At 63.5% G+C, this 23,382-nt stretch carries 14 protein-coding genes; 5 read left to right on the plus strand and 9 right to left on the minus strand.

What is annotated here, in order from left to right; all coding sequences use genetic code 11:
* Positions 1 to 26: 26 nt before the first annotated feature.
* Genes E0E39_RS08045 through hemQ form a run of 3 tightly spaced genes read left to right on the plus strand, consistent with a single transcriptional unit; the run spans position 27 to position 3,059 of the window.
* Positions 27 to 1,298: a glutamyl-tRNA reductase gene (locus E0E39_RS08045; RefSeq protein WP_165444693.1), complete on the plus strand. Its 1,272-nt coding sequence runs from the start codon at positions 27 to 29 to the stop codon at positions 1,296 to 1,298.
* Positions 1,295 to 2,374: a ferrochelatase gene (locus E0E39_RS16135; protein ID WP_130874276.1), complete on the plus strand. Its 1,080-nt coding sequence runs from the start codon at positions 1,295 to 1,297 to the stop codon at positions 2,372 to 2,374. Before E0E39_RS08045 ends, E0E39_RS16135 begins: the two co-directional genes overlap by 4 nt.
* Positions 2,346 to 3,059 carry a hydrogen peroxide-dependent heme synthase gene (hemQ, locus tag E0E39_RS16140; RefSeq protein ID WP_130874277.1) on the plus strand — a complete coding sequence of 238 codons (714 nt, stop codon included), beginning with the start codon at positions 2,346 to 2,348 and terminating at the stop codon, positions 3,057 to 3,059. The genes E0E39_RS16135 and hemQ overlap by 29 nt, the downstream gene beginning before the upstream one ends.
* Before the next feature lie 96 nt (positions 3,060 to 3,155).
* Here hemQ and E0E39_RS08060 read toward each other — a convergent pair whose 3' ends face one another.
* Positions 3,156 to 4,772 (minus strand): uroporphyrinogen-III synthase, encoded by a 1,617-nt coding sequence (locus E0E39_RS08060; protein ID WP_165444694.1) that lies wholly within the window; start codon positions 4,770 to 4,772, stop codon positions 3,156 to 3,158.
* Positions 4,773 to 4,853: 81 nt separating this feature from the next.
* Positions 4,854 to 5,597 (minus strand): SDR family oxidoreductase, encoded by a 744-nt coding sequence (locus tag E0E39_RS08065; RefSeq protein ID WP_207302456.1) that lies wholly within the window; start codon positions 5,595 to 5,597, stop codon positions 4,854 to 4,856.
* A gap of 59 nt (positions 5,598 to 5,656) precedes the next feature.
* On the opposite strand from E0E39_RS08065, the gene E0E39_RS08070 reads away from it, so the two are divergent.
* Positions 5,657 to 6,229, plus strand: coding sequence for a TetR/AcrR family transcriptional regulator (locus E0E39_RS08070; RefSeq protein WP_130874279.1), 573 nt, complete (start codon positions 5,657 to 5,659; stop codon positions 6,227 to 6,229).
* Here E0E39_RS08070 and E0E39_RS08075 read toward each other — a convergent pair.
* Complete coding sequence (locus tag E0E39_RS08075; protein ID WP_130874280.1) at positions 6,201 to 7,586, minus strand: hypothetical protein; 1,386 nt, start codon at positions 7,584 to 7,586, stop codon at positions 6,201 to 6,203. The two genes, E0E39_RS08070 and E0E39_RS08075, sit on opposite strands and share 29 nt — an antisense overlap.
* 275 nt (positions 7,587 to 7,861) lie before the next feature.
* On the opposite strand from E0E39_RS08075, the gene E0E39_RS08080 reads away from it, so the two are divergent.
* Positions 7,862 to 8,707, plus strand: a complete 846-nt coding sequence (locus E0E39_RS08080; RefSeq protein ID WP_165444857.1) for an aldo/keto reductase — start codon at positions 7,862 to 7,864, stop codon at positions 8,705 to 8,707.
* A 384-nt stretch (positions 8,708 to 9,091) separates the two neighbouring features.
* Here the strand turns inward: E0E39_RS08080 and E0E39_RS08085 are convergent, their stop codons facing one another.
* From E0E39_RS08085 to E0E39_RS08110, 6 genes are all read right to left on the minus strand, one after another.
* The gene (locus tag E0E39_RS08085) at positions 9,092 to 9,706 is read right to left on the minus strand and encodes a GNAT family N-acetyltransferase (RefSeq protein ID WP_130874282.1); all 615 of its coding nucleotides are present in this window, start codon (positions 9,704 to 9,706) and stop codon (positions 9,092 to 9,094) included.
* Between the two features lie 174 nt (positions 9,707 to 9,880).
* Entirely contained in the window at positions 9,881 to 12,028 is a 2,148-nt protein-coding gene (locus E0E39_RS08090; RefSeq protein ID WP_130874283.1) for a P-loop NTPase fold protein, read from the minus strand.
* A gap of 121 nt (positions 12,029 to 12,149) precedes the next feature.
* Complete coding sequence (locus E0E39_RS08095; RefSeq protein ID WP_130874284.1) at positions 12,150 to 15,539, minus strand: Swt1 family HEPN domain-containing protein; 3,390 nt, start codon at positions 15,537 to 15,539, stop codon at positions 12,150 to 12,152.
* A 40-nt stretch (positions 15,540 to 15,579) separates the two neighbouring features.
* Positions 15,580 to 16,683 carry a PDDEXK nuclease domain-containing protein gene (locus E0E39_RS08100; protein WP_130874285.1) on the minus strand — a complete coding sequence of 368 codons (1,104 nt, stop codon included), beginning with the start codon at positions 16,681 to 16,683 and terminating at the stop codon, positions 15,580 to 15,582.
* A 3-nt stretch (positions 16,684 to 16,686) separates the two neighbouring features.
* Positions 16,687 to 19,512 (minus strand): DUF1156 domain-containing protein, encoded by a 2,826-nt coding sequence (locus E0E39_RS08105; protein WP_130874286.1) that lies wholly within the window; start codon positions 19,510 to 19,512, stop codon positions 16,687 to 16,689.
* Positions 19,509 to 23,072 carry a helicase-related protein gene (locus tag E0E39_RS08110; protein ID WP_130874287.1) on the minus strand — a complete coding sequence of 1,188 codons (3,564 nt, stop codon included), beginning with the start codon at positions 23,070 to 23,072 and terminating at the stop codon, positions 19,509 to 19,511. Before E0E39_RS08110 ends, E0E39_RS08105 begins: the two co-directional genes overlap by 4 nt.
* Between the last annotated feature and the right edge of the window lie 310 nt (positions 23,073 to 23,382).

The raw sequence follows: 23,382 nt of genomic DNA on the forward strand, positions 1-23,382 counted from the left end.
CAGAAATCTGGTTCACTGGAGCCACTGTGAACCTCCGCATCCTGTCCGTAACGCATGACCTCCACGGTCTGACCGAGGTCCAGCGCGTATCTCAACATACGGACACTCTGTCCGCTTCATTGAGGAGCACCGCCGGTGTCGAGGGCCTGGTCACCCTGGCGACCTGCAACCGGCTCGAGTTCATGATCGACTCCCCGAAGGTACCCGAATCCCACCTGCGCCTGAGGCTGGCCCGCGAACTCGACTCCCAGCCCGACTGGGTCGTGCACGAGGGCGAGGACGCCCTCACCCACCTGTTCCGGGTCGCCTCCGGGCTGGAGTCGATGGTGGTCGGCGAGCGGGAGATCACGGGGCAGCTGCGCCGCGCCCTGAAGGCCGCACAGGCCTCCGGTGACGCATCCGGCACCCTGACCAGCGTCATCAACGCCGCCCTGCACACCTCCCGGCGGGTGAGCGCCGAGACCCGGCTGCAGGAGTCGGGACGTTCGGTGGTCAGCGTCGGCCTCGACATGACCGGAATCACGGACTGGGAGAACCAGCGGGTGTTGCTGGTGGGCACCGGTTCCTACGCGGGCGCCGTCGTCGCGGCACTGCGGCAACGCGGGGCCGGAACCATTTTCGTCCACTCCTCGTCCGGGAGGGCGATCGGATTCGCCGAGCGGCACGCCATCACCCCCGCTCTGGACCTCGATTCGGCCCTGGGCAGGGCCACGCTGGTGGTCACCTGCCGCGGCTCGGCCACCCCCGTGGTGACCACCGCCAACCTCAAGGACGCCACCCCCACCGTGCTGCTCGACCTGTCATTGCAGCCGGACGTGGATCCAGCCGTGGCCTCCCTCCCGGGGATCACCCTCCTCGACCTGACCGCGATCCAGGCCGCCATCTCCCCCACCTGGGCCGCCGACTCCGCCCACGCCGAACGGATCGTCGCCGAAGGGGTGCACGAAATCTCCGATCGCCTGGCCTCCCGCGCCGCGGACCCCGCGGTCGCCTCGCTGCGAGCCGCGATGCTGCGGATCGTCGACGAGGAGGTGGCGCGGCTCCCGCAGGGCCGCGCGCTGACCGTCGAGGACTGTGCCCTGGCGCTGCGGCATCTGACCACGAAGCTGCTTCACACCCCCTCGATACGAGCACGCGACGCTGCGGCCGAGGGCAGAATCGCCGACTACCTGGCGGCCATGGAGGAGCTCTACGGCATCGAGATCCAACCCGATTTCGACGTTCAGAGCCATCGTCGCTGCCCGGTGACGGGGCTCAGTTTCGCCGACCTCGCCACCGAACCCACGGAGATCAGATGAGTGACGCCCTGAGCCCGTATTCGGCCGTGCTGCTGGCCTCCTACGGGGGTCCGCGCCAACCGGAGGACGTGTTGCCCTTCATGCGCAACGCCACTGCGGGACGGGGGGTGCCGGACGAACGCCTGCTGGAGGTCTCCCAGCATTACCAGCTCTTCGGTGGTCGCTCCCCCATCAACGAGCAGAACGAGGCGCTCCGCGACGCCCTCGTGGCGGAGTTGAAAAGTCGAGGCTGTCCCCGTCCCGTCGTGATCGGGAACCGCAACTGGACCCCTTTCTTCGCCGAGACCGTCTCTGCCCTGCATCGTGACCGTCACGACAGGGTGGTGGCGTTGACCACCGCCGCGTATTCCTGCTATTCCGCCTGTCGTCAGTACCGGGAGGACCTGGCCGCCGTCATGGAACAGGTATCCGGCGTGGTCATCGACAAGGTCGGCCCCTATTCGGAGCGCGACGGTTTCGTCTCGGCCAACGTGGACGCCCTGGTCGCATCTGTACAGGCGCTGCGGTCCCGGATCGGCGACGGGGTGATGAAGGTGTTGTTCGTCACCCATTCCATTCCCGTCGCCATGAATGCCGCTTCCGCCGACGGCACCCCCGCTGCCCGCTACGACGCCCAGCACATCAGGGTGGCCGCCCGGGTGGCCGAGGCCGCCGAGGCCCACCTGGGTGAGCGTCTCGACTGGGAGCTGGTCTACTGTTCCCGTTCGGGCAGCCCGCGCGTCGCTTGGCTCGAACCCGACGTCAACGACCGCCTGGCCGAGCTGACGGGCGTCGCCGGCGTGGTCGCCGCCCCGATCGGTTTCATCAGCGACCACATGGAGGTTGCCTACGACCTGGACACCCAGGCCCGCGAATCAGCGGCAGCGGCCGGTTTCGACTACGAACGCGCCGCCACCGCCGGCATCCACCCGGACTTCATCGCCACCCTGGCCGATCTTCTTCTCGAGCAGGCCGCCGTGGCGCGGGGCGAACTCGCCCCACCCGACCATCCCTGCCTCACGGAGCCGGCGAGTTGCTGCCTCCCCCATCCGCAGAAGGAGCAAACCCATGTCCCATCCGCATCACACGCACGCTGATCCCCGCGACCATCTGATTCCGGCCGAGGAGGTCAACGCCACCCCGCACTACGTGATGTATTCGGTGTTCCGCACCGTGGGTCCGCTGCGCGATCCCGACACCGCGGCCGCGGAGAAGGCGGTTCTCGCCACCGGGGTGAACATCCGCGGCTGGTACGACATCGGTGGTTTCCGCGCCGACGCTGACCTGATGCTGTGGACCTTGGCCAACGACCCTCACCAGCTGCAGGCGGCCTACCACGCGCTGCGCGGCTCCGGGCTGGGCCGGGACCTGGAGCCGGTGTGGTCCTGCATCGGTGTGCACCGGCCCGCCGAGTTCAACCGCGGCCACACCCCGGCCTGTTTCTCCGGTGTCGCCCCCCGCCCGTGGGCGTGCGTCTACCCGTTCGTGCGCAGCTACGAGTGGTACTACATGGATGAGGAGCGCCGCTCCAAGATGCTGGCCGCCCACGGCCGCATGGGCCGCGAGTACCCCGACGTGCCGGGTTCCACCACCTCGGCCTTCGCGCTGAACGACTACGAGTGGCTGCTGGCCTTCGAGGCCGACGAGCTGCATCGCCTCACCGACGCGATGCGGCACCAGCGTGGGGCCGAGGCCCGGCTGCACGTGCGCGAGGAGATCCCGTTCTTCACCGGTCCCCGAGTCACCCTTGAGGAGTGGACCTCCCGCCAGCCCCGCGCATGAGGGGTCTGAGATTTCTCGGGGCTGCTTGAACCGACACGACGCATGGGGTGGGACATCTGAGATGTCCCACCCCATGCGTCTGGAATCACCGAGGTCCTACCCCTCGATGACCTCGCGGAGAAGCCTCAACACCTCGGTGGCGGAGTAGTTCTCGGTGGCTCCTGCGACCTTGATCCCGGCCCGTTCCAGCACCTTGGTGGCGGAGTCGCCGACGGCGAACACCAGCACTTCGGGGTGCCAGCCGAGCAGACGGCCCACGGCTATCGCGTTCGAACCCGAGGTGACGATCACCGCGTCGAAAGCGCCCTCCTCCCACATCTCGCGGATGTCGGTGGGTGCCTCCCGCAGCAGCTGCATGGTGTAGACGGGAATCAGCTGGGCCTTCCAGCCCTTCGCGTGGAGCCCGGAGATGAATCCCGGCGCGAGCAGGGCCGATCCGGGCACCAGGACCGTTCCCGTCCCGTCGCCCGTGGGCCAGATGTCGAGAAGCGCCGGAACACCGGCCGCCCCCTCGGGCACCAGATCGACGTGGTAGCCCATCTCACGCAGCGCATCCGCCGTTCCGACACCGACGGCGGCGATCTTCGCCTCCTTCGGGAGCCGCCAGCCGAGGTCCCGGATGCTCTCGACGGCACGCACCGAGGTGAACGCCACCCAGTCCGCACCCTCCAGCGTGGAGCTGACCGCCAGCACCTCGCGGCGCTGCAACGCCACGGAGGTGACGTCCAGGCCGTGTTCACGCAGCCCGCGGGCGATCCGTCCCTCCTCGCGGGGAACGAGGATCCTGGCCTTGGCGAGTTCGGTGACCCGGTGGCCGCTCTCCGCCTCGGGTTCGGTTTCGTTCTGCGCCTGGTTGCGTCCGAGTTCCTCGGCCCCCTTGGAACGCAGATAGGCGGCGGCGCGGCGGGCGGTGCGCACGGCGTGGTACTCGGAGGTGGGCATACCCATCTGCACCATCAGCCCCTTGGAGCCGTCCTTCGGCAGGACCGCGACGATCAGCGACAGCACCCCGTCCCGTCTGGCCTTCGCGGCCACCGAGACCGCTTCGCTGACGTCGAGGGCGGCATAGGCGGCCCGTTCGGCCATGACACAGACGCGGGTGTCGGGATGGTCGAGTTCCTGGAGAATACCGATGAGTTCCTCGTCCTCGCTGCGGCATTCGAGACCGGTGGCCCCCAGCCCGGCGTCCGGGAGGATGTCGTCGAGGTATTCGGTGACGAGGTCGAGGCGCCCCACGGCCTCGAAGTCGGCCGCCCCAGCCACCACGCCGTCGATCTCACCGGTGCGCACCTTCTCCAGGAACTCGAGGAGCTGCCCGGGGGTGCGTTTGACGAACGTGAGCCCGGGGTTGACGCCCAGCAGCTGCGAGCGACGCAGAGCGGAGCGGGTCGCGATCACCGACCCCTCGGGGAGCTGTTCCAGGGTCAGGCCGTCGCGAGCCACCAGCGCGTCACGCTGATCGCCGCGTTTCAGGATGGCCGCGAAGGTCAGTCCCGGCATCTGCTGTTTGGGGATGCGATGCATGCGGTGCACCACCAGGTCGAAATCACCACGCATCAGCCCGAGACGCAGTTGCCCCACCGTCTCGGAGTCACCGGCGGCGGGGATGTGCACCACATCCACGTCGTGTCCCATCTCTCGTAGAGTGGCGGCCACGGCCTGCGAGCGGGCGACATCCACCACGGAGTTCTTCGTGCCAAGACTGATCTTCAACTCGTCCATCCTCACTGAACAACGCCTACGGCTGGTCAATCGTCGGGCCCAGCCTATCGATCCGCGAGGGAGAATTTGCCGTCAGGATGGATCCTCGCGGTTCATCCACTCCTCCACCCTCGGTCCGACCTCCTCCACCCCGGGGTCCGGGAGCAGGGCTCCCCGCCGGAATGCGCGCCCGAAACCGGTGGGCAGGAACAACGGAACCGGAAGAACTCCCTCGGGCCCGGGGGTTGACCGCACCAGCTCCCAGAGGGTCATCTCCTCGGGACCCGAGGCCTCGACGAGGTCCCCGGCCCGTTTCCCCGAGGCCGTCTCGGCAAGCACCCGGGCCGCCGCTTCGAGGGCGATCGGCTTGATGCGCATCCCGGGCACGAACCCCAGTGGCCCCAGCCGGTTGCGTTGCAGGACCTGGGCTCCGAACTCGAACCACTGGGTGGTGCGCACGATCGTCAGGGCCGGGCTGAACCGCCTGGCCGTCTCCTCCTGGGCCTTCTTGCCCGCGAAGTACCCGTACCCCTGGACCTCCGGCCGGTCGGTGTTGACGATCGACAGGAGGACGTGACGCGCACCTGCCCGAGCCGCGGCGTACGCCACCGATCGCGCGGACCGTTCGAAGAACTCGACACAGGGTTTGCGCCCGGTGGCGACGATGTTCGTCGCCTCGATCACCACATCCGCTTCGAGCGGCGGCAGCGAATCCGCAGTCACGTCGAACCCGGTGGAACGCGAGACCTGCCGCGCCCGGATCCCCTCGGTCTCGCAGGCGCGCTGGATCGCGGCCCCCGAGGCCCCGCCTCCGACTATCACCGCATGCATGTGCATCTCCCATCCCTCTACGAACGTAGAGACTATATGATCGTAGAGGATACATGGGAGGGTGGATGGACCGACGACAACGGATCGCGAATGCGGGAATCGCCCTGATAGCGCGCGGCGGCACCCACCGCCTGACCCACCGCGCGGTGGACGCCGAGGCCGGGCTCCCCAACGGCTCGACCTCGTATTACGCGCGTTCCCGCCGCGACCTGATCCGTCTGGTGATGGAGCAGCTCTCCGCGGAGTCGCAGGCCGACCTGACCGACATCGAGGTGCCCGGGGAGCTGACGGTCCGGCAGGCCACCGATCTGGTGGGAAGGCTGGCCGAACGGCTCATCCTGAACGGCGACGCGCAGGCGGCGCGGTTCGCCCTGATGTTCGAGGTCCGCGACGACGACGAACTGCGCCGCGAACTCACCGTCGACGCCCCGGTGCGCCGCAGCTTCGACGAGAAGGCCATCGAGCTGCTGCGCGCCCTCGGCGCGGCTGATCCGGAGGGGACCGCCCCGGAGTTCGTCGCCCTAGTCGACGCGGTCCTGATGTATCGGGCCGTGGACGCGGCCCCCATCGATCCGACTGGCGTGGTCGAGACCTATCTGACGGGGTTGGTCAGGCGAACGCCGATGGCAGACCGATGACGTAGCTGTTGATCTCTCCCCCACCGAAATTGGTGGCGACAATGATACGACTGAGGTCACGGGATGCGCTGGCCTGTGGCTCGAGGAAATAGGTGTCCCCCTCGACCTCTTCCCAGTTGGCGCGGATGTGTGCGACATTGAGCGCCCGCCCGCCGGGGGTGAGCTCCAGCAGCCACACCTTCCGGTACTCGGCCCGGAGGATGGGTGCCGGCATCTGGGCACGGTAACCGGCGGCGTCGCCGTAGGTGGAGATGACCGCCCACCCGGGGGCTCCGAAGGCCTGCCCGCTGATGTGCACCGAGTATTCCTCTCCCTGCGCCGGATAGAGGGTGTGCAGGTCGTTGCGCTCACCCGTCGCGACGTCGATGGACGCGATCTGTCCCCTTCCGTAGTCGGCGACCACCAGGAGATCCTCATGGTTCGGGCCGAGGGCGAGGTCGGAGTGTTCCGACCTGTCGAGGAGTTGACGCGACTGCGTGAAGTCGGTGCTGTAGGCGACGGTTCCGCCCTCCCCGGCCAGCCAGGACGGCACCACGTATGTGCCGCTCGGCGCCGTTGAGATGTGGTCCGGGAAGGCCCCCGGGACAGGGAAGGCCGAGGCATCCAGGGTGCCGATCACGGTTTTGTTCTCGAGGTCGAGGGCAAGGAGCCCGTGACAGATGTTGCCCCGGGCGGCCGCGTCGTAGGAGGTGGCCATGAGGCCCAGGACCTTGCCGTCGGCGCTGAAGGTGCCTTCTCCTTTGGTCCAGAAGGACGTGGCCCCGGGCCACGGGGTCCGGCCCGTGAAGTCGAAGGCCTGTTCCTTGGTTCCGGTCTCCACGTCGAGCAGCCACCAGACCATGCCGCCGTTGCGTTCGGTGAAGTAGAGCCGGTTGGGTTCACCGGGATGCCAGAGGGGTTCGCAATCGCCGGCCAGGTCCGGGAGCTTGCGCAGATACCCGAAGGTGGTGGCGTCGTAGAGGTGCCAGAAACCCTTGCCATCCTGGACGAGGTAGCGGGTGTTGTCGGCGTTGAAGGCCTGCCGCCTGGAGTACTCGTGCCGCATGCGGTCGCCCTCCCCATCGGCAACGGCGGTCGCGCGGTACAGGCGGGTTCCGTAGGCGGGGTCGATCAGGGCATCGGACAGACCGGTGGAGCGTTCCGGCCGAGGAATGGTGTTGATCGGATCGTCCGACAGCGGGGTGAGCCGGAAGCTTGACTCGTACAGCGCATCGAAGGGATTGCTCGGACCCGCACCGGGCGGAGATGCCACCGCCGAAGTTGATGGGGAGGGATGGGAGCCGGCGACGCAGCACGCCACCAGGCCGAGGCCTCCGGTCCCGAGAAGGGCACGACGGGAAAACCGGACACAGTTCATCTGTTCCTCCTAGAACACGATTTCTCGGTCCTCCCCTTATCGCCAACTCCTGGCGCCACGATCGTGATGCTACACGTTCCTGCAACATTCAAAAAGATCTTCTCAAAAGCCGACCGGCTCTTCCCTCTGAAACTGATTGAGCCGGGCCGTGAGGAACGAGCGGTCCGAGTCGAAACCACCCCTGACGCTTGGTAGCCAGAACCCGGCCACGAGCCGGCTCACCACATGACGTACATCTAAAGTGGTGGGACGGTTCCACGACAGGAAGGTGCGTGATGCAGACGATCACCCTCAACAATGGTGTGGAGATGCCCATGGTGGGCATGGGTGTGTTCCGGATGACCGGGGATGAGGTGCGCGCCGCGCTGCCGGTGGCTCTTGATGCCGGGTATCGGCTGATCGACACGGCCGCCCTGTACGGCAACGAAGAGGCGGTCGGTGAGGTGATCGCGGCCTCCGGGCTGCCGCGCGACGAGCTGTTCGTCACCACCAAGGTCTGGTATCGCGACTTCGGCCGCGACGCCACGTTGCGGGCCTTCGAGAAGTCGCTGAGCAGGTTGGGGCTGGATCACGTGGACCTGTACCTGCTGCACCAGCCCTTCAACGATTGCTACGGGGCGTGGCGGGCCCTCGAAGAGCTGTACGGGCAGGGGGTCGTCCGCGCGATCGGGGTGTCGAACTTCATGCCGGATCGCTATTTCGACTTCGTCGTCCACAACGACGTCACGCCCGCGGTCGACCAGTGCGAGGTGCATCCCCTCCATCAGCGAGGGGACCTCCACGAGCTCACCCGGCAGCACGGCACCGTCCTCCAGGCGTGGGCGCCGCTGGCCCAAGGGAAATCGGAGATCCACGGCTCCCCGGTGCTGCGGAAGATCGCGGAGCGGCACGGGAAGTCGGTGGCTCAGGTGATGCTGCGATGGCTGGTGCAACGCGGGATCTCCTTGGTGGTCAAGAGCACCCACGAAGCCCGGCTGCGGGAAAACCTGGATGTCTTCGACTTCGAACTGACCGAGGCCGAGATGTCGGACATCGCCGCCCTGGACGAGCACAAGCCGAACGCGGGCATGACCCATCACGATCCGCGGCTGTTGGAGTACCTGCACGACAAATACCGCTGATCCCATCTACCCAAAGCTGGTCGACTCGACACCAAGCCGCACTCCCCCGAAGCTGGTTGAGCCGACCCGCGGGCCCTTGAAAGGCAGGGCGACCTTCCCCAGAAGCTGGTTGAGCCGAACTGCGAGCGTCAGCGAGCAGGTCGAGTCGAAACCCCTTGCACGTGTCTGGGGACTGAAGTCAGGTTCTGGCCACCGGGCGCCGGGAGTGGTTTCGACTCAGCCGTTCGCTGGCGCTCACGTGCTGGCTCAACCAACTTCAAAGGGGGCGACTCGGGACGCTCGTCCCTCGCGACCCGGCTCAACCAGCTTCGGGAAGAGGAAGTTGGTTGAGCCGACCTGCGAGCGTCAGCGAGTAGGTCGAGTCGAAACCATGCCGAAGAGCGGTCAGCCTTCGGGGATCTCGCGGTACATGGTCACGGGATAGTCGGACTCGGTCATGTGCAGCCACTCCTTGGCGGTGAAGCCGAAGCGCTCGTAGAGTCGCTGGCTTCCCAGGGTGGTGGCTTCCAGGTATGCGGGCAGACCGGCCTCGTCGACCACCTCGAGGCGGTGGTTCAGCAGCCGAGACCCGATACCGAGGCCACGCGCCTCCTCACCGACAACGATGTCGACGAGGTACCAGTGGGCGTGATCGGGACGGCTCTTGGCAAAGACATCGAGAGTCCTCAGGGTCTGCGGCAGGTGACGCAACCCCACCGCCGAGACCACCCGCGGCAGCTCACGCACCTTCGCCCAACTGGAGGTCTTGCGGTCGGGCGACTCCCATGCCGCAGCGCCGACCAGGCGGCCGTCGTCCTCCCGGCGGGCCAGATCGACGGCCCCTCCCGCCATCGCCCCGGTCCGCAACTCGGACAGGAACACCTTCGTCAGACGCTGCAGCCGGTTCCGCTCCCCCGGGATCATCACCGCGATCACCGGGTCGTCACGGAAAGCCGCAGCGAACAGACCAGCCACCTCAGGCAGGTCCGCCTCCTCCCCCTGGACGATGGCAATGGTCATTCGGTATCCCTTCGGCGGTCGTGGTTCTGGTAGATGGTGGCGCTCCTCAAGAAGGAGCAAGTACAACTCATCAGACTACCAGCAAGATCGATACGAGGAGACTTAGTCACAGGCGACACCTAGGCCAGCGAAACCCCTAGTCAGACCACACTTGAGGACGGCTGTGAATAAGCCTCATTCTTCTTGCTCTACTGCGCTTGCGCCTGATTCTTCAATGAAAGAAGCAGCAAACTCTCTGCGATACACCCAATCATTACCAGACAAAGGGTAATGGGACGTGTAGTCAATACTGCGAGCCGGTATATCCGTGAGCTGAGTAAACAAATTGCCATCGAACGACACCGCCCCAAACCCGCTGGGCTCATAATAGGAAAGACCCACCAGGCGAGCTGCGACATCTTGGGGCGTGAACTCACTGCTCCTCAAGCCTCTACGGACACACTCAATTAGTTTGTCCCGCTCCGGCGAGGCGAGAACTTGATCCAGCAGAAATGCCATACGGATATCTGGGCAGGCTCCGTCACGTTCTCGCAAATTGGCAAGAATCTCTGGCACCAACCGTCGGTATTCACGACTAAGCGTATCTTTAAGCGCGGAGATCGTTTTGGCTTCCAAGCCTTCAACGCGCTTCGCAGCAAGCGATATTACCTCCAATCTTCGATCAGGGAGCTTGCAGGCTCCTAGCTCGTGATCCAAGTTCACATCAGGATCTTCCTCCAGCAATAAATGAAGAAGTGTGCTGGCCCATCTTAGAAGTGCAAGATATGGCGTTCGCACCACCCAAGGGGGATAGGGGTTTGAGCCCAGACACCCCATTGCCATCTCCAGCAGATTACGTTTCAATGGCCCCCTAGGACCGTCGTGATATGACCGCTCGATTACATTCGGGTAGTGCGCATTGATCTTGCTCAAGATCAGATTTAGTCGCGCCTCATCAGATTCCTTAAGCAGCTTCTTGAGATCACCTGGATTGTTTTCCACGGCTTTACCAAGTGCGCACCTTATTTCCCCATCGGGAATGTCTCCTTCCGGCATACTCTGGGCAAGATAGCGATCAAAATAGTTGGGGTTTGCAAATCGCGGAGACTTGAGAGGCCGACCAGCTAGCCCTTTGGCAGCGGGAAAGATGGCCTCCAGCAAAGTCAATGCGTCCTTCCTGTCTCTCTCGCACTCCAAAGTCTGCACAAGAGGACTCCAGTCAACTTCCTTCTCACTTGAAGGATTTGCAAGTGTCTCGAACGGGGAATCATCAGTTGCCGTGAGTTTGGTTTTCCAGTACTGAAGTTGAGAAAATACGCTTGGAAATTGAATTCGCAGGAACACGGCGAGCACTAGATCCGTATTATCAACCTCACCCGGAGCATGAATATTAAATTCTTCACGCAGCTGAGCGAAAAACCTTGCAAGGGCACGCGGAGTACCGAGTTGCGACGGCATTGTTTCCAGAATAATACCATCAATACGATGAGATTCGAAACCCTTTCCCGTTTTGTCCAGCAACAGCACTTCATTCAATCCATCAGATATAAGTTTTACAATCTGTCCACTCAACAGAGGAGGGAGGGTCAGTGGGTACTGAATAATCTTCTCCATAAAGGCGTGCGCCCGCATTTGAGACAGGTCTTCCCGACCGGAAGACCGGACAATATCCACCAAGGTCTGCTCATCGTACGCAAGCAAAAAATCGACCCCCGGAAACCTCCCAAGAAGTCGCACGACTTTTAGAAGAACAAGCAGTTCATCGACTTGCAATCGATCAATATCATCCACAATCACGAGTATCGGGGAATTCAATTCGCGCAACCCGTTGGAGAGTTCTTCGAATAGCACTTTCCACGGTTTTTGCTTTTGCAATTTATCTTCAATAACCTTAGCGGCTGAGCCGATCATTCCACCAACCATCGGGACAAATGACCCCGCTGATCGAACAATCCACATGTACTCAGCGAGCAGCTTTCGCAATCTCTTTCTATTCCTCCTTGGGACATCCGGGATGACACTCGACAAGGCTGCAAAGAACTCCGAAAGCATTCCATCAATCCCCGCCGTCGCCCAAGGAGTGAATGAGACGATTCTCCATTCTCGCCTCGATTCCTGAAACTGTTTCAGGAATATTGAAATCAATGCGATAATAGATGATTTCCCACACCCCCACGGACCTTCGAGTCCGTATACGATACTCGAATTAACCGAATGATTTCTGTGAATCAATTTCGCGATTCGTTCTGCAACAGGGGCGCGATTGAATCTATCTTGCTCCACTGCTTCGATCGGATCGTCATGCCAGCCTTTGGGCTGCGGACCGCTTGCTTCGCTCAACATGCACCCCACCTATCGAAGCCCCGCATCACGCGACGCCCCGACACTCCGGCGCCAAGAAGATATACGGTTCGAGGTTCAGCCACCCCAGCACCATCCCTTCACGTTTCGTTTCATTCCCACGTCAGCTTTTCTCGAACCCAGAACTGGGATCGAATTTGAGGACTCGGGCGTTTTCGCTGATGGTTCGGATTTCGGTGTCGTTGAATCCTTCGGTTTTCACCGCTTGGATGTCGATGGTGATCTCCAGGCGGGCCCCTGCCCCTGCCAGGCGGTCGATGATCTCCCGGGTGATGTTTCCGATGTCGCGGGAGTAGAGTTCGGGGTCGATCTTCACCGATCCGAAGAAACGCGCGGCCACGGTCTTGACCACTTCATCCACCCCGGCCCTGTCGGCTTCCCCAATGCCCGGTGCAACCCGGACCACATCGACGTGTCCCCCCTCCGATTGGCTGTCGGCTGCAGCCGGGGGTGCGGTTTCCCGGGCGGCGCGGTCTGCGTCGAGTTGTTCCTGAGCACGGGCAGGATCCACCAGCAGGGTGCTGTCGGTCACCTGGATCGTCGCATTCGGGTCGGGTGGCAGCACAAGCCCCCGGTAGCGCCCGGTTTCCGAATCCTTGCCCGCCGCGATTCCGAAGCATTCGTTCTCCACCAGGATGGCGGTTAGCGCACGCTCGATGGCAGCATCGAGCACCTCGCGTTTCACGAGCCGATCCATGTAGATGTAGCGGGTGAAATACCCCCACAACTCACCGACGCTGATCTCACCGGTTTCACGCCACCTGGCGCCGAGTTTATCACGCAGGGTGGACCCGAGAATTGCCGCACCGAACTCGGTGACGAGCAAATCACCACACCGCATCTTGTAGGAAACCCGCTCCGCCAATGACCTACCGCCGGAATCGGACACCTTATCCTCCTCCAGCTCGAAGGGTTGCGTCGTTTCGGGTTGCACAGGGTAGACCATCCAGATGAAGGTGCCTCGAATGCGATCCGCGACCACCTGATCGAAATTACCCACCTGCTCGTCGGCCTGTTTCCGCTGCTGGACCGACAGGTTTAGGGATTCGCTGGTCGCCTGAACCTGTTTCCACCCGAGATAGGCGCGAGTCGCGGCCTCCAGCCCATCCAGCTGGTTCCTGTCCGCCAGCAAGAACACCACAGTGTTGCGGTGAATGCGCTGGCTGGCGCCCTTGGCCCCGACGGCGTCATGAACCCACCGGTATGCTTCGGATTCCCGGCTCTCCTGTTTGCGCCAGGAATACCGGGGATGAGCTATGACCAGACGCACATCCTCCAGATCGGGAATGTCGGCGCTCGACTCCGGGGAGATGTGAACCCGGTCGAACACGTCGCGGGACCTTTCCTCCGCGCGCAGCCGACGGGTGATCTCGTTCCACACCTTCTCGGGATCCTCGCGGAGCCGCTCGGCGTAATCATTGGCCGTCTTGGTCACCGACGGCTGCGTGTCGAACCAGTAATGCCCCTGCTCCTCGTAGAAATAGGTGGACCGCTGGGCCAGCAGTTCGAGGGCACTGCCGAAATTACCCAGCGTGTCGCCGGGAATCGCAGTGCCGAGCCACAGGTACTGCTTGTCCAATCCCCTGTGGGTACTCCGGACGCGCGGAGCAGCACCCATGAAAATCGCGCGCGCTAGCCGCTGGGTGACGAACCGCTGCCCCAGGCTCGGGCGCTCCAGGTCGATGCGCTGAGCCATGGAACTGGGCCCGTCGATGTCGGAATCAATGATCGGTTTCCACTGATCCTCTAGGTACTGGGTCAGATCGGTGTTGACCGTCGTCGCGTCCAACGGCACATTACCGAGAAGAATGAGCGGTGAGGCGTCCTCGGACTTCCACAGTTCGTGGACTATCGACGACACGAGTTTCAGCACGCCACGGGTGCGTTGGAATCGTTCCAGCGTGGACCAGTCCTCGTAGAGCCGATCCAACAGCTCGGGATGAAGCGGATAGGAGACGCGGATTCGTTTCTCGTACTCGTCGCTGACCTTCGCTGCGTCGCGCGGGAAAAGCGCCGCGTGGCTCTGGTAGAAGCCCACGAAATTGCGCGCCACCGCGGCAATCGTCCTGAGTGCCTCGGCATCCGCGGGCTGGAACAGGCGGCGGCGGACTATCTCGAACGACTCGTTCTTGCTGGACGGCCTCCACTGATCGGCCACCCGGCGAATCACGTTCTGGAGACGCTCCAACGCGAGCTGACCGTTCGCGCCACCGACCTCGATATCGCTGCCGGCGCCGGCCGCGCCTGTGTCCGAAGCCGGAATGGAGACCACCAGCATCGCCCCCGGCACGGACCGGACGATCTCGGTCAGCGACTGGGCGAAGGTGAACTGCGTCTCGAAGGAACCCGACGGCAACTCCTTGTCCGTGACGAGCTGCCTGGCGTAGGCCACCCATTCGTCGATCAGGATCAGCGCCGGCGCGTACTTCTGGATCAGCGTTCGCAGGGCCGATCCGGGATTGGTCCCGGATCGGTCCGCATCCGCGACCATCTCGTAGGCTTCCCGCCCGCCCAGCTGCCAGGCGAGCTCCCCCCACAGGGTGTGGATCTTCGTGCCGTCCGGTTTGGTGTGCGTGGAGCCGGCCTGCAGGTAGGTTCCAACCAGGGCCACTCGCCGCACCCCGAGCTTCTCGAGCCGCGGGTTTCCGTTCCCGGCGACGAGGTCTTGGATCTCCTGGGGCATGTCCTGCGCGGGGATGCCGCTGAACAGGTGGTAGAGGGCAAGCATCGAGTGGGTTTTGCCGCCGCCGAAGTTGGTCTGGAGGTTCACCACGGGGCTGGCGTTGCCGTCGCCGCTCATGCGACGCAGGGCCCGGCTGAGTAGGTCCCGTAGGCCCTCGGTGAGGTAGGTGCGGGTGAAGAACTCTCCCGGGTCGCCGTACTCGGGGCTGGTGGCCTGGCCGGTGTGCACCAGGTGCAGGTCGGCGGCGAACTCCGAGGCGGTGAACTCGCCGCGCGCCACGTCGTCGTGGGGATGGATCACCTCGCGCCACGGCTTCAGCCCGCCGCCCGGCTTGAGCGATGCCTTTCTCGTCCTCTTCACCTGCTGGCGGGTCTGGTCCTCGTAGACGGTGCGCCGCAGATCGGAGCGCATCTTGCGCACATCGGCCGCGGAATCGGCGGATCCCACCGCCTGGAGGAGCCGCACGATTGTGTCGAGGGCGCGATCGGTGTCGTCGGAACTGAACGGCGCGTTGTGGGCCCACTGGTTGCGGGTCTCCCGCAGCTCCGAGGCGAAACTCTGCTGCGCCCGGGACAGCACATCCCTGAACTCGTAACCGCGTTCGGTGATCGCGCGCAGCTGCACCTGGACATCGTGTTTCGCGAGGATCTTCGGGGCACTCCCCCGGCGTCGCGCGTCCTCGTCGGCCCACATCGTCGGCCACTGCGACGATCCGTAGACCTTGGTCATCACCTCGTCCACCACATCCTGGAGGCCCTCGGAGAGCAGGTCGAAGGCCTTGCTGATTCGGTCCCGGTTGTTCACTGCCATCGGTGTCTCCTACGACGTGGTGCCTGCGTGTCGGGTGTGGTCAGTCATCTCGGTCCTCGGTTGCCGGGGTGATCTGGTGTCGGGCGATCCGTTCCCGGGCGTCCCGGTAGATCTCCTGGATGCGTGTCTCGAGTTTCTCCTTGGGCGGCAGTGTGGTCCAGTACTCGGCCACGACTATGCCGTCCTTGTGCATCTCCAGCAGCTCCACCTGTTCCCGGCTCGCCTCGGTGCACAGGATGAGGCCGATGGGTGCCTCCTCGCCGGGCTGCCTTTCGTACCGGTCGAGCCATTTGAGGTAGAAGTCCATCTGGCCCTTGTAACTCGGTTTGAACTTCCCGATCTTCAGTTCGACGGCGATCAACCGCCTCAGCGGGCGGCTGAAGAACAGCAGGTCGAGGTAGAAGTCGTCGTTGTCGACGGTCATCCGTTGCTGCCGGGAGACGAATGCCCAGCCGTTGCCGACCTCCAGGAGGAACGCCTCCATCTCCCGGATGATCGCTTCCTCCAGGTCCCGCTCCGCCCAGGAGTCGTGCAAACCCAGGAACTCCAAGAAGTAGGGATCGCAGAAACTGTCCGCCGGGATCATCGACCCGCCCAGCGCCTGGGCGTTGGCGTTCTCCTTGCGTTCGTAGCCGTGACGCCCGATAAGTTCCCGCAACGCCCGGACGCTCAGCCGCGCGCTGACGGCCTGGTCGATGTAGTAGGCCCGCGCCTCCGGGGACCGGACCGGCAGGAGGGTCAGGATGTGGCTCCAGCTCAATTGTCGCGACAGTGATACGACAATCTCCTCGTCAGAGAAGACCTGGGAGAACTGGATCATGCGGTACAGGTTCGCTCTGGTGAAACCTCGGCCGAACCTCCGAGTCAATTGTGGCTCCAGTGAAGCAACAATCTCTTTGGCGTAGTCAGCGCGGGTTTCACACAGGATCTCCGTATCGATCATCCGCCCGATGTGCCAATGCATCAAGGTCAGGGCCGCATTGGCCTGTGTGGCGACGGCGGCACGGGTCTGTTCGATGAGAGAAGAGACCCGTTCCAGCAGGGAGCCCTCCCCGGACAGCGCCGCTTGGTGAATGGGGGTGAGATCCGCTCCCGCGGAGGTCGCGGGCCTCGGGACCGGTTCTGGGTGGTTGTGCGTGGTCACGAGTCAGTCCTCGTCTCCGAAGTCGAATGCTTCCTGGGTGGAGCGGGGCACCGAGGCGAGTTTCCTGGCTTGTTCGTTCACGTCGCCCCATGCGCTGACGAGGCTGTTGAACAGGAGCGCGTCCTTGGCGTCCTTTTTCTTCTCGGCCTCGTGGAAGAGCAGGAAGCCGAGTTCCTTCACCGCGTCCAGATCCACCCGCACCTCTTGCAACCCGGGCAGCAACTGGGCGACCTTCTCCACCCCACCATCGGCCATCGCTGCGGCCAGACGAACCGTAGCCTCCCAGATGCTGAGCCGGTCATCGGTTTGTGGCGTCCAACCGGCGCTGAGGTTCTCGGGTGAGAGCAGCCGCGCCCTGCCGCCCCTGGCCTCGAAAATACCGCCGCGTTCCAAGGCGCCGATGGAGGTGTCGGTGGAGCGGGCCAGCTGATCCGCCAGGCCAGAGCTCTCGGTGCCCCAGCCGTAGCTGCGGTACCACTTCACGGCGAACCGCGTATCGGGATCGAAATCCGATTCCTGCTCCCCCAGCACCTCGTCGAGGGTGGCGTTAATGAGCAGCAGGGCGTCCCTCACCGACATGTCGGACCCGTCGGCCTCACGCACCCGCGCATACCGGGAGAACACCGAAATACCGGGACCAATGGCCGCCTGGGCCAGATCAACAGGGGCGATGGCCCCCTGCATGAGCGTCCGCAGCGCCTCCGGCAATTCGGATTTGAGCCGAGCGACGAGCAACCGGCGAGTGATGGAATCAGCATCCACAGGTCGCGGACGGCAGGCCAACACTATGGAGGAAGCGAGAGCATTGCTGGCCTGTGACCTAGGTCGATTGGCAAGTTCACTCCGCACCGGCCAAGTGGCGGTGATCTCCCATCCTGTTTCAATGAGTCCGTTGAGAAGAGTGTGCCAACCGGTTGATGAAGTACCCTCAGCCTCAGCATCCTGCTGTTTGTAGGCGTAGTACACCGTCATGGGCACCGCCGAATTGACCCTTCCCTGACGGATACGACGAAAAACTGAATTGAAACCATCAACAAAGAAACGTTTTGCACCTTCCTTACCATCATGACGGTAGGGATTGGCGACGAGCTCATCCACCTTGGGGGTCAACATCGTTCCAACAACCTGCGGATGGATTTCCTGAAGGCAGCGACGCAACCATAGATAGAAAAAATCCGAGAGATCCGAATATCCGATATTGTCATAATAGGGCGGATCAGCAGAGATAACGAAGCCGTCATAGGCTCTTCTCAAAGCACTACCCTGGCTCACATTCCCTTCGGAATTAGCAGTTGCATGTTCCAACACTTTAGCCACCCAGACAATTTGCCCTAAAATGTTACCTGCCGAACTTGAGAAGAGATTTGTTTCCGCGTAATCCCACACCATCGGAACAGCTTGACGCGAGAAGAGATTTCGAATTGTATCACGTCCTGAATGCCAGCTGCACATGGCGTTGCTATAGTCGATAATTCGACTCACTCCCAGCGTAAGATACGTAGCAACTGCATCGGCATAAGCCTGTGCCCTGGAGCCGCCAGCCTCAAGGCGATCTCCCTCCGGCACGCCCGCGATTAAAGCGTCCACCAAGACCTGTTCCCGCGTCTCGGCGACAAGGTCACTCAGTGTGGTCATGGCTACGAGCTGCCGATTGGTAAAGAGATCTATCCAGCGTTTGAGTCCGTAGTTCTGGACACGAAACCCGAGAGCCTGTTCCGGCAGTTCGGCGTCGGACAGCCCTTCGGGTCGAGGGACCTCGGCCGCCTTTGTGTGTTCTGCGGCGGGTGAGATGTAGAGCCTACCATGGGGGCTCTCTGCCACCACGGCAATGAGATCGGCGCCCATGCGTCCCGCACGCGATTCGGTCCGGATGTGATCGAAACCGATCGGTGTTCCGTCGGCCACGGAAACAGCACCCTTGCGGTTGATGGTGCCTTCATCTGCTGGCCCAACACTGTCATGCACCACTTCGTAGTGCACCCGCCCGTCCTGCACGGTGGCACGCACCCAAGCTTCCTTGCCTTTTTTCTTGCTCAACCACCACGAGTTCACCAAGGGGACCTCGATGGGGTTGGCGGGGTTGGGGCTTTTCACGGTGCGGGCCCATTTCCAAGCGATCACAGTGTGTTCGGTGCCGTCGGGGGCCTTGACCTTGGGATACAGGTGACCGATGCGCCGGAATGCCTCGTCGCGCATCCATTTGCCGTAGTAGCGGACGTCTTCCGCGAGTCCCTCGGCGCGTTGGTAGATGCTTTGTTCATTGCCTCCCGGGTGCACGGGTTCCTGCCCCGCGAATTTGGGCGGTATCTCTATGAGTGCCTTGTTAATGAGCACTGCCAAGGGATTGAGGTCGCTGGCGTGGGCCTCCAAACCCAGGCGCTGCGCCTCCAGGGGAATGGATCCGCCGCCCGCGAAGGGATCGAGCACAGCGGGAAGTTCACCACCGTTGCTCTTGCGAATCTCCTCGCGTGCCCGGCGCAGCAGTGGTTCGTCGTTGCTGTTCTCCCACACCACCAGCTCTTCCATGAGGGCGTGCAGGCGGGCGCGTTCGGCGTCCTGTTCCTCGACGGTCGGGAACTCCTCCGGGCGCGAGGCGGGGTCGTCGACGAGTTGCGCGAACAGCACGGCGCGGGCGGTCGCGAGTGGTTTGCGCGACCAGTACAGGTGCAGGGTGGAGGGGTGTCCGTGGCGGATCGACTTCTCGCGAGCCGATGCGGCATTGATGGCCTCCAGCGGCAGGGAGGTCTCGATGAGTTTCTTCTTCGGCGTGTTCGCCACGGATTTTCCTTCGGTTTCTGCGGGTTGGCTGGAGTGGTTCGGGCCGGTCATCGTGGCGGTCCTCCCTTGTTCCAGTAGTCGCGCCATTCCTCGTTGTAGGAGCGTGTGGTGGCGGATGGTTCGAGGTGCGCGAAGGCGTCGGTGACGTAGCGCAGTTCGTCGTGTTCGGGGCCGTCGGGTGAGACCTGGACGAGCGCCAGGCGGTGTCTCTCGCCCTGGGTCTGGGCGAAGGTGACCTCGTTGGTCGTGATGGCGAACGTGTCGGCTCCCTCGATCCGGCCCTTGACCTCGATGTAGTGGATCCGGCCCTCTTCATCTGTGGAACGGATGTCGTAGCCGGGATTGTTGCGGGGCATCTCCACCGGGTTCCTGCCGATGGCCCGTTCCGCGGCCAGCACCGCTTCCACCGCCCGGCGTTCCACTTCTTCCGTGGCGCGGGTCCTGGCCGGCGTCTCCTGCCCGGATTCCACTTCGATGAGGCGGCTCGGCACGATCAGCGCGGCGCTGCGAATCACCCCGGGAACGGCGACGAGTTTGGTGTGGAGCGCGAGTTCGTGGCCTCTGCGTTCGAGGCGTTTCTCCAGTTGACGGGCCTTGGCGTGGGCGGTTTCGGCCCGCACCCTGCCGATGGTGCCTGCGCGTTCGAGATCCTCCAGGCGGTTGTATTCGCGATCCCAGTGGTTGATCTCCGCGAGCAGCCGCTCCCTGACCTGTTTGCAGGTGCGGGCCACCTCGATTTCGAGCCGGGCGCGGATTTCCTCCATGCGGGGTTGCATGCCGCTGCGGTAGGAGTTGGCGCGCACGGTCTTCTCGTGGTTTCCCTTCACCCATTCGTCGTTCAGGATCGAGGTGATGGCGGCGGCCTCTCCCGGCTGGGGTGCGTCGTAATCCAGGTAGGGGGGTGCCGCGGAGACCGTGACCGTTCCGTCCGGTTCCAGGATCGGGTAGTCGAAATGGTGTGAGACGGTGTCGGTGCCGGGCGCGGAGTTCGTGATGCGCTGCTCGACGGTGTACATCAACGCCGGGACCTCCGCCTGTTGGCTGCGCCTGTCGACCAGGACGGTACCGTGCCGCAGTGCCGCCCCCAGGTCCTCGATTGTCGCCTCGATCACGGCGTGGAGCAGTGGCTGGCCCGGGGCGATGAGGGTGGCGGGCGGCTGGCCCTCGGGGTGGGTGAGGTGCAGTTCGAAGGTGATGCGTTCGTACTGGTCGGCGACGGGAGCCCAGCGGTTCAGGCGGCGCGCGATGTCGATGACCCGGGTGGGGACGCGGGTGATTTCGTAGCGTCCCTTCTCCCGTTTGCGGACCTGCCCGCCCAGGCGTTCGAACGCGGACAGGAAGAAGGCGGCGATGTAGCCGGGCTGGAGGCGGCGTTCGCGGGCCTTTTCCATTCTGGCCCGTACCTCGTCGAGATCGAGTGCGCTGAACATCTCGGGATGCAGCGCCTTCTCCGCGAGCATCTCGTCCAGCCCGTCCCTGACCCCCGCGTCGATGATGCGATCCAGTTTGGCCTTCACCTCGGGGCGGTCCCCGTACCGGATGGCCTCGATCAACAGGTCGCGCAGGGACCGTTCCTGGAAGGCGTCGTCGTCACCGAGCACGTTGAACAGGTTTCCGTTGTATGCCACCGACATCTGTTCGATCTTCGATAGCAACCGGGTGAAAACATCGCCTTCGCGGGTGTCCTTGGCCACCATGTTCCACAGGTGACAGACCTCGCGCTGACCGATGCGGTGGATGCGTCCAAAGCGCTGCTCTATCCGGTTCGGGTTCCACGGCAGGTCGTAGTTGACCATCAGGTGGGCGCGCTGCAGGTTGAGCCCCTCCCCCGCGGCGTCCGTGGCGAGCAGCACCACCGTGTCGGGGTTGTGGGTGAATTTCTCACGCGCCGCCATTCGTTCCTCGCGGCTGGTACCGCCGTGGATCCTGACCACCGCGTCGGAGCGGCCGAGCTGGGCGCTGATTCTCTGATCCAAGTAGTCGAGGGTGTCCCGGTGCTCGGTGAAGATGATGATTTTCCTCGCCGCCCCGGTGCCGTCGCCGGCCAGTAGTTGTTCGTCGAGAATGGTGCGCAGCTGCACCCATTTCTTGTCGTCGTCCAGCCGCCGGACCTTGTATGCGATGCGAATGAGATCCTCAAGGGTCGTGATCTCGGTGTGCAGCTCCGGAATGGTTTGCGCGGCGGTTGCGCGATCCACCACATACTCCACCTTGGTTTCGAATTGGAGGCGTTCCGAATCGGTTGTTTCCAGGTCCATGTCTTCGTATTCGTGGATCGACAGGGACGGGAGTTGTGCGTCGAACCGGGCGGCGGATTGTTCCTTCTCTGCAGGGTTCGCCGTTTCCTGGATGCGGGTGAGTTCGCGGAGCCTGTCTTCGAGTCGGCGTTGGCGGCGTTCCAGCGACCGCAGGATCGCTTCCGGGCTGGAGGCGAGGCGGCGTTGCAGAACGGTCAGGGCGAATCCGACGTTGTTTCCGCGTTTCCTGTCGCCCGCCTGGGCGATGCGTTCGGCGCGTCCCATTTCCGTGCGCACGTAGTCGGTGACGAGATCGTAGAGTTCCCGTTCGGCCGGGCTCAGTTCGTAGGCCACCGTGTAGGCACGGCGTTCTGGGAACAACGGTTTGCCCTCGAAGGTGAGCAGGTCCTCCTTGACCATGCGACGCATGAGGCCTTTCGTGTCGGTGCGGTGCACCCCCTGACGGTACTGGCCCTCGAAGCGGTCCCGGTCAAGCAGCGACATGAACAGCTGGAAATCCTCTTCTTTTCCCGCGTGCGGGGTGGCGGTCATCAGCAGGAGGTTGTGTGCGGTTTCCGAGAGCAGCCTGCCCAGCTTGAAACGTTTCGTCTCGGACACCTCGCCCGCCCAGGATGAATAGTGGGCGGACATGCGGTGTGCCTCGTCGACCACGGCGACGTCCCAGTTCACCTCGGAAAGCTGTTCCATCAGGTCTTCGTTGCGGGAGATCTGATCCATTCGCGCAATCAGCCGGTTGTGGTCGGCGAAGACGTTGCGGCCGTGGGCGTCGTCGATCATCTGGCGGTTGAAAACCTCGAAACGCAGGTCGAACTTGGTGGCCAGTTCTTCGCGCCACTGCTCCACCAACCCGCCGGGAGCGACGACGATCGCCCGTTCGCAATCGGAACGCAGGATCAGTTCCTTGATGTAGAGGCCGGCCATGATCGTTTTCCCGGCGCCCGGGTCGTCGGCCAGCAGGAACCGCAGCGGGAGACGCGGAAGCAGTTCCTCGTACACGGCGCGGATCTGATGCGGCAGCGGGTCCACATCCGAGCTGTTGACCGCGACCATCGGGTCGTACAGGGCGGCGTATTTGATGCGCAACGCCTCCGCCGCGAGCCGGAATTCGTCCGGGTCGCCGTCGAACGCCGGGGCGGATTCGAGATCACCCACCGGTTCGAGATCAGCCGCGTCGGCCTCGGTGACCATGCGGCCGCCACTGGTCCCGGACTCGTCCCGGTAGAAGACCTCCACCAGCGTCGGATCCATGACCTCGACGGCGATCACGGTGACCGTCTGCCCCGGAACCAGGCCGCGGAGTCGCTGCCCCGCACGCAGGGCGGCCAGACCGGATGTGGTCTCTGCCCCGGTCACAGAACCCCTCCCTCCGGTTCCTCCCGCCGAAAATCGTGCGCGGGGAATCCATCATCGGGGTGACCAGCGCGCACCCCCGAATAGTAGCGGGTGGCGGCTGGGCAGGTCGATGCAGCCTTCCCCCATCTCCGGGCGCGTGAAGTAGTGACCCGACCGACAGCCAACCAGAGCAAACATGTCATGGCCTTTCTATCCCGCTGCCACAAGTCCGACTCAGACCGCACCCTCCTTAGCACTAATCATTATGAACGCAAGAAGGCTTATTCATAGCTAATTTAAACAAATTGCCGGTCAGAAAATTCGAGTCTAA

The organism is [Pseudopropionibacterium] massiliense (assembly GCF_900607225.1).
In the GTDB taxonomy this organism is placed as follows: domain Bacteria; phylum Actinomycetota; class Actinomycetes; order Propionibacteriales; family Propionibacteriaceae; genus Arachnia; species Arachnia massiliensis.

Excerpts from the sequence above, each read along its gene's own strand:
- E0E39_RS08095 (WP_130874284.1), bottom strand. The coding sequence starts at position 15,539 with ATGGCAGTGAACAACCGGGACCGAATCAGCAAGGCCTTCGACCTGCTC.
- E0E39_RS08070 (WP_130874279.1), top strand. The coding sequence starts at position 5,657 with ATGGACCGACGACAACGGATCGCGAATGCGGGAATCGCCCTGATAGCG.
- E0E39_RS08080 (WP_165444857.1), top strand. The coding sequence starts at position 7,862 with ATGCAGACGATCACCCTCAACAATGGTGTGGAGATGCCCATGGTGGGC.
- hemQ (WP_130874277.1), top strand. The coding sequence starts at position 2,346 with ATGTCCCATCCGCATCACACGCACGCTGATCCCCGCGACCATCTGATT.
- E0E39_RS08065 (WP_207302456.1), bottom strand. The coding sequence starts at position 5,597 with ATGCACATGCATGCGGTGATAGTCGGAGGCGGGGCCTCGGGGGCCGCG.
- E0E39_RS08085 (WP_130874282.1), bottom strand. The coding sequence starts at position 9,706 with ATGACCATTGCCATCGTCCAGGGGGAGGAGGCGGACCTGCCTGAGGTG.
- E0E39_RS08105 (WP_130874286.1), bottom strand. The coding sequence starts at position 19,512 with ATGACCGGCCCGAACCACTCCAGCCAACCCGCAGAAACCGAAGGAAAA.
- E0E39_RS08075 (WP_130874280.1), bottom strand. The coding sequence starts at position 7,586 with ATGAACTGTGTCCGGTTTTCCCGTCGTGCCCTTCTCGGGACCGGAGGC.
- E0E39_RS16135 (WP_130874276.1), top strand. The coding sequence starts at position 1,295 with ATGAGTGACGCCCTGAGCCCGTATTCGGCCGTGCTGCTGGCCTCCTAC.
- E0E39_RS08090 (WP_130874283.1), bottom strand. The coding sequence starts at position 12,028 with ATGTTGAGCGAAGCAAGCGGTCCGCAGCCCAAAGGCTGGCATGACGAT.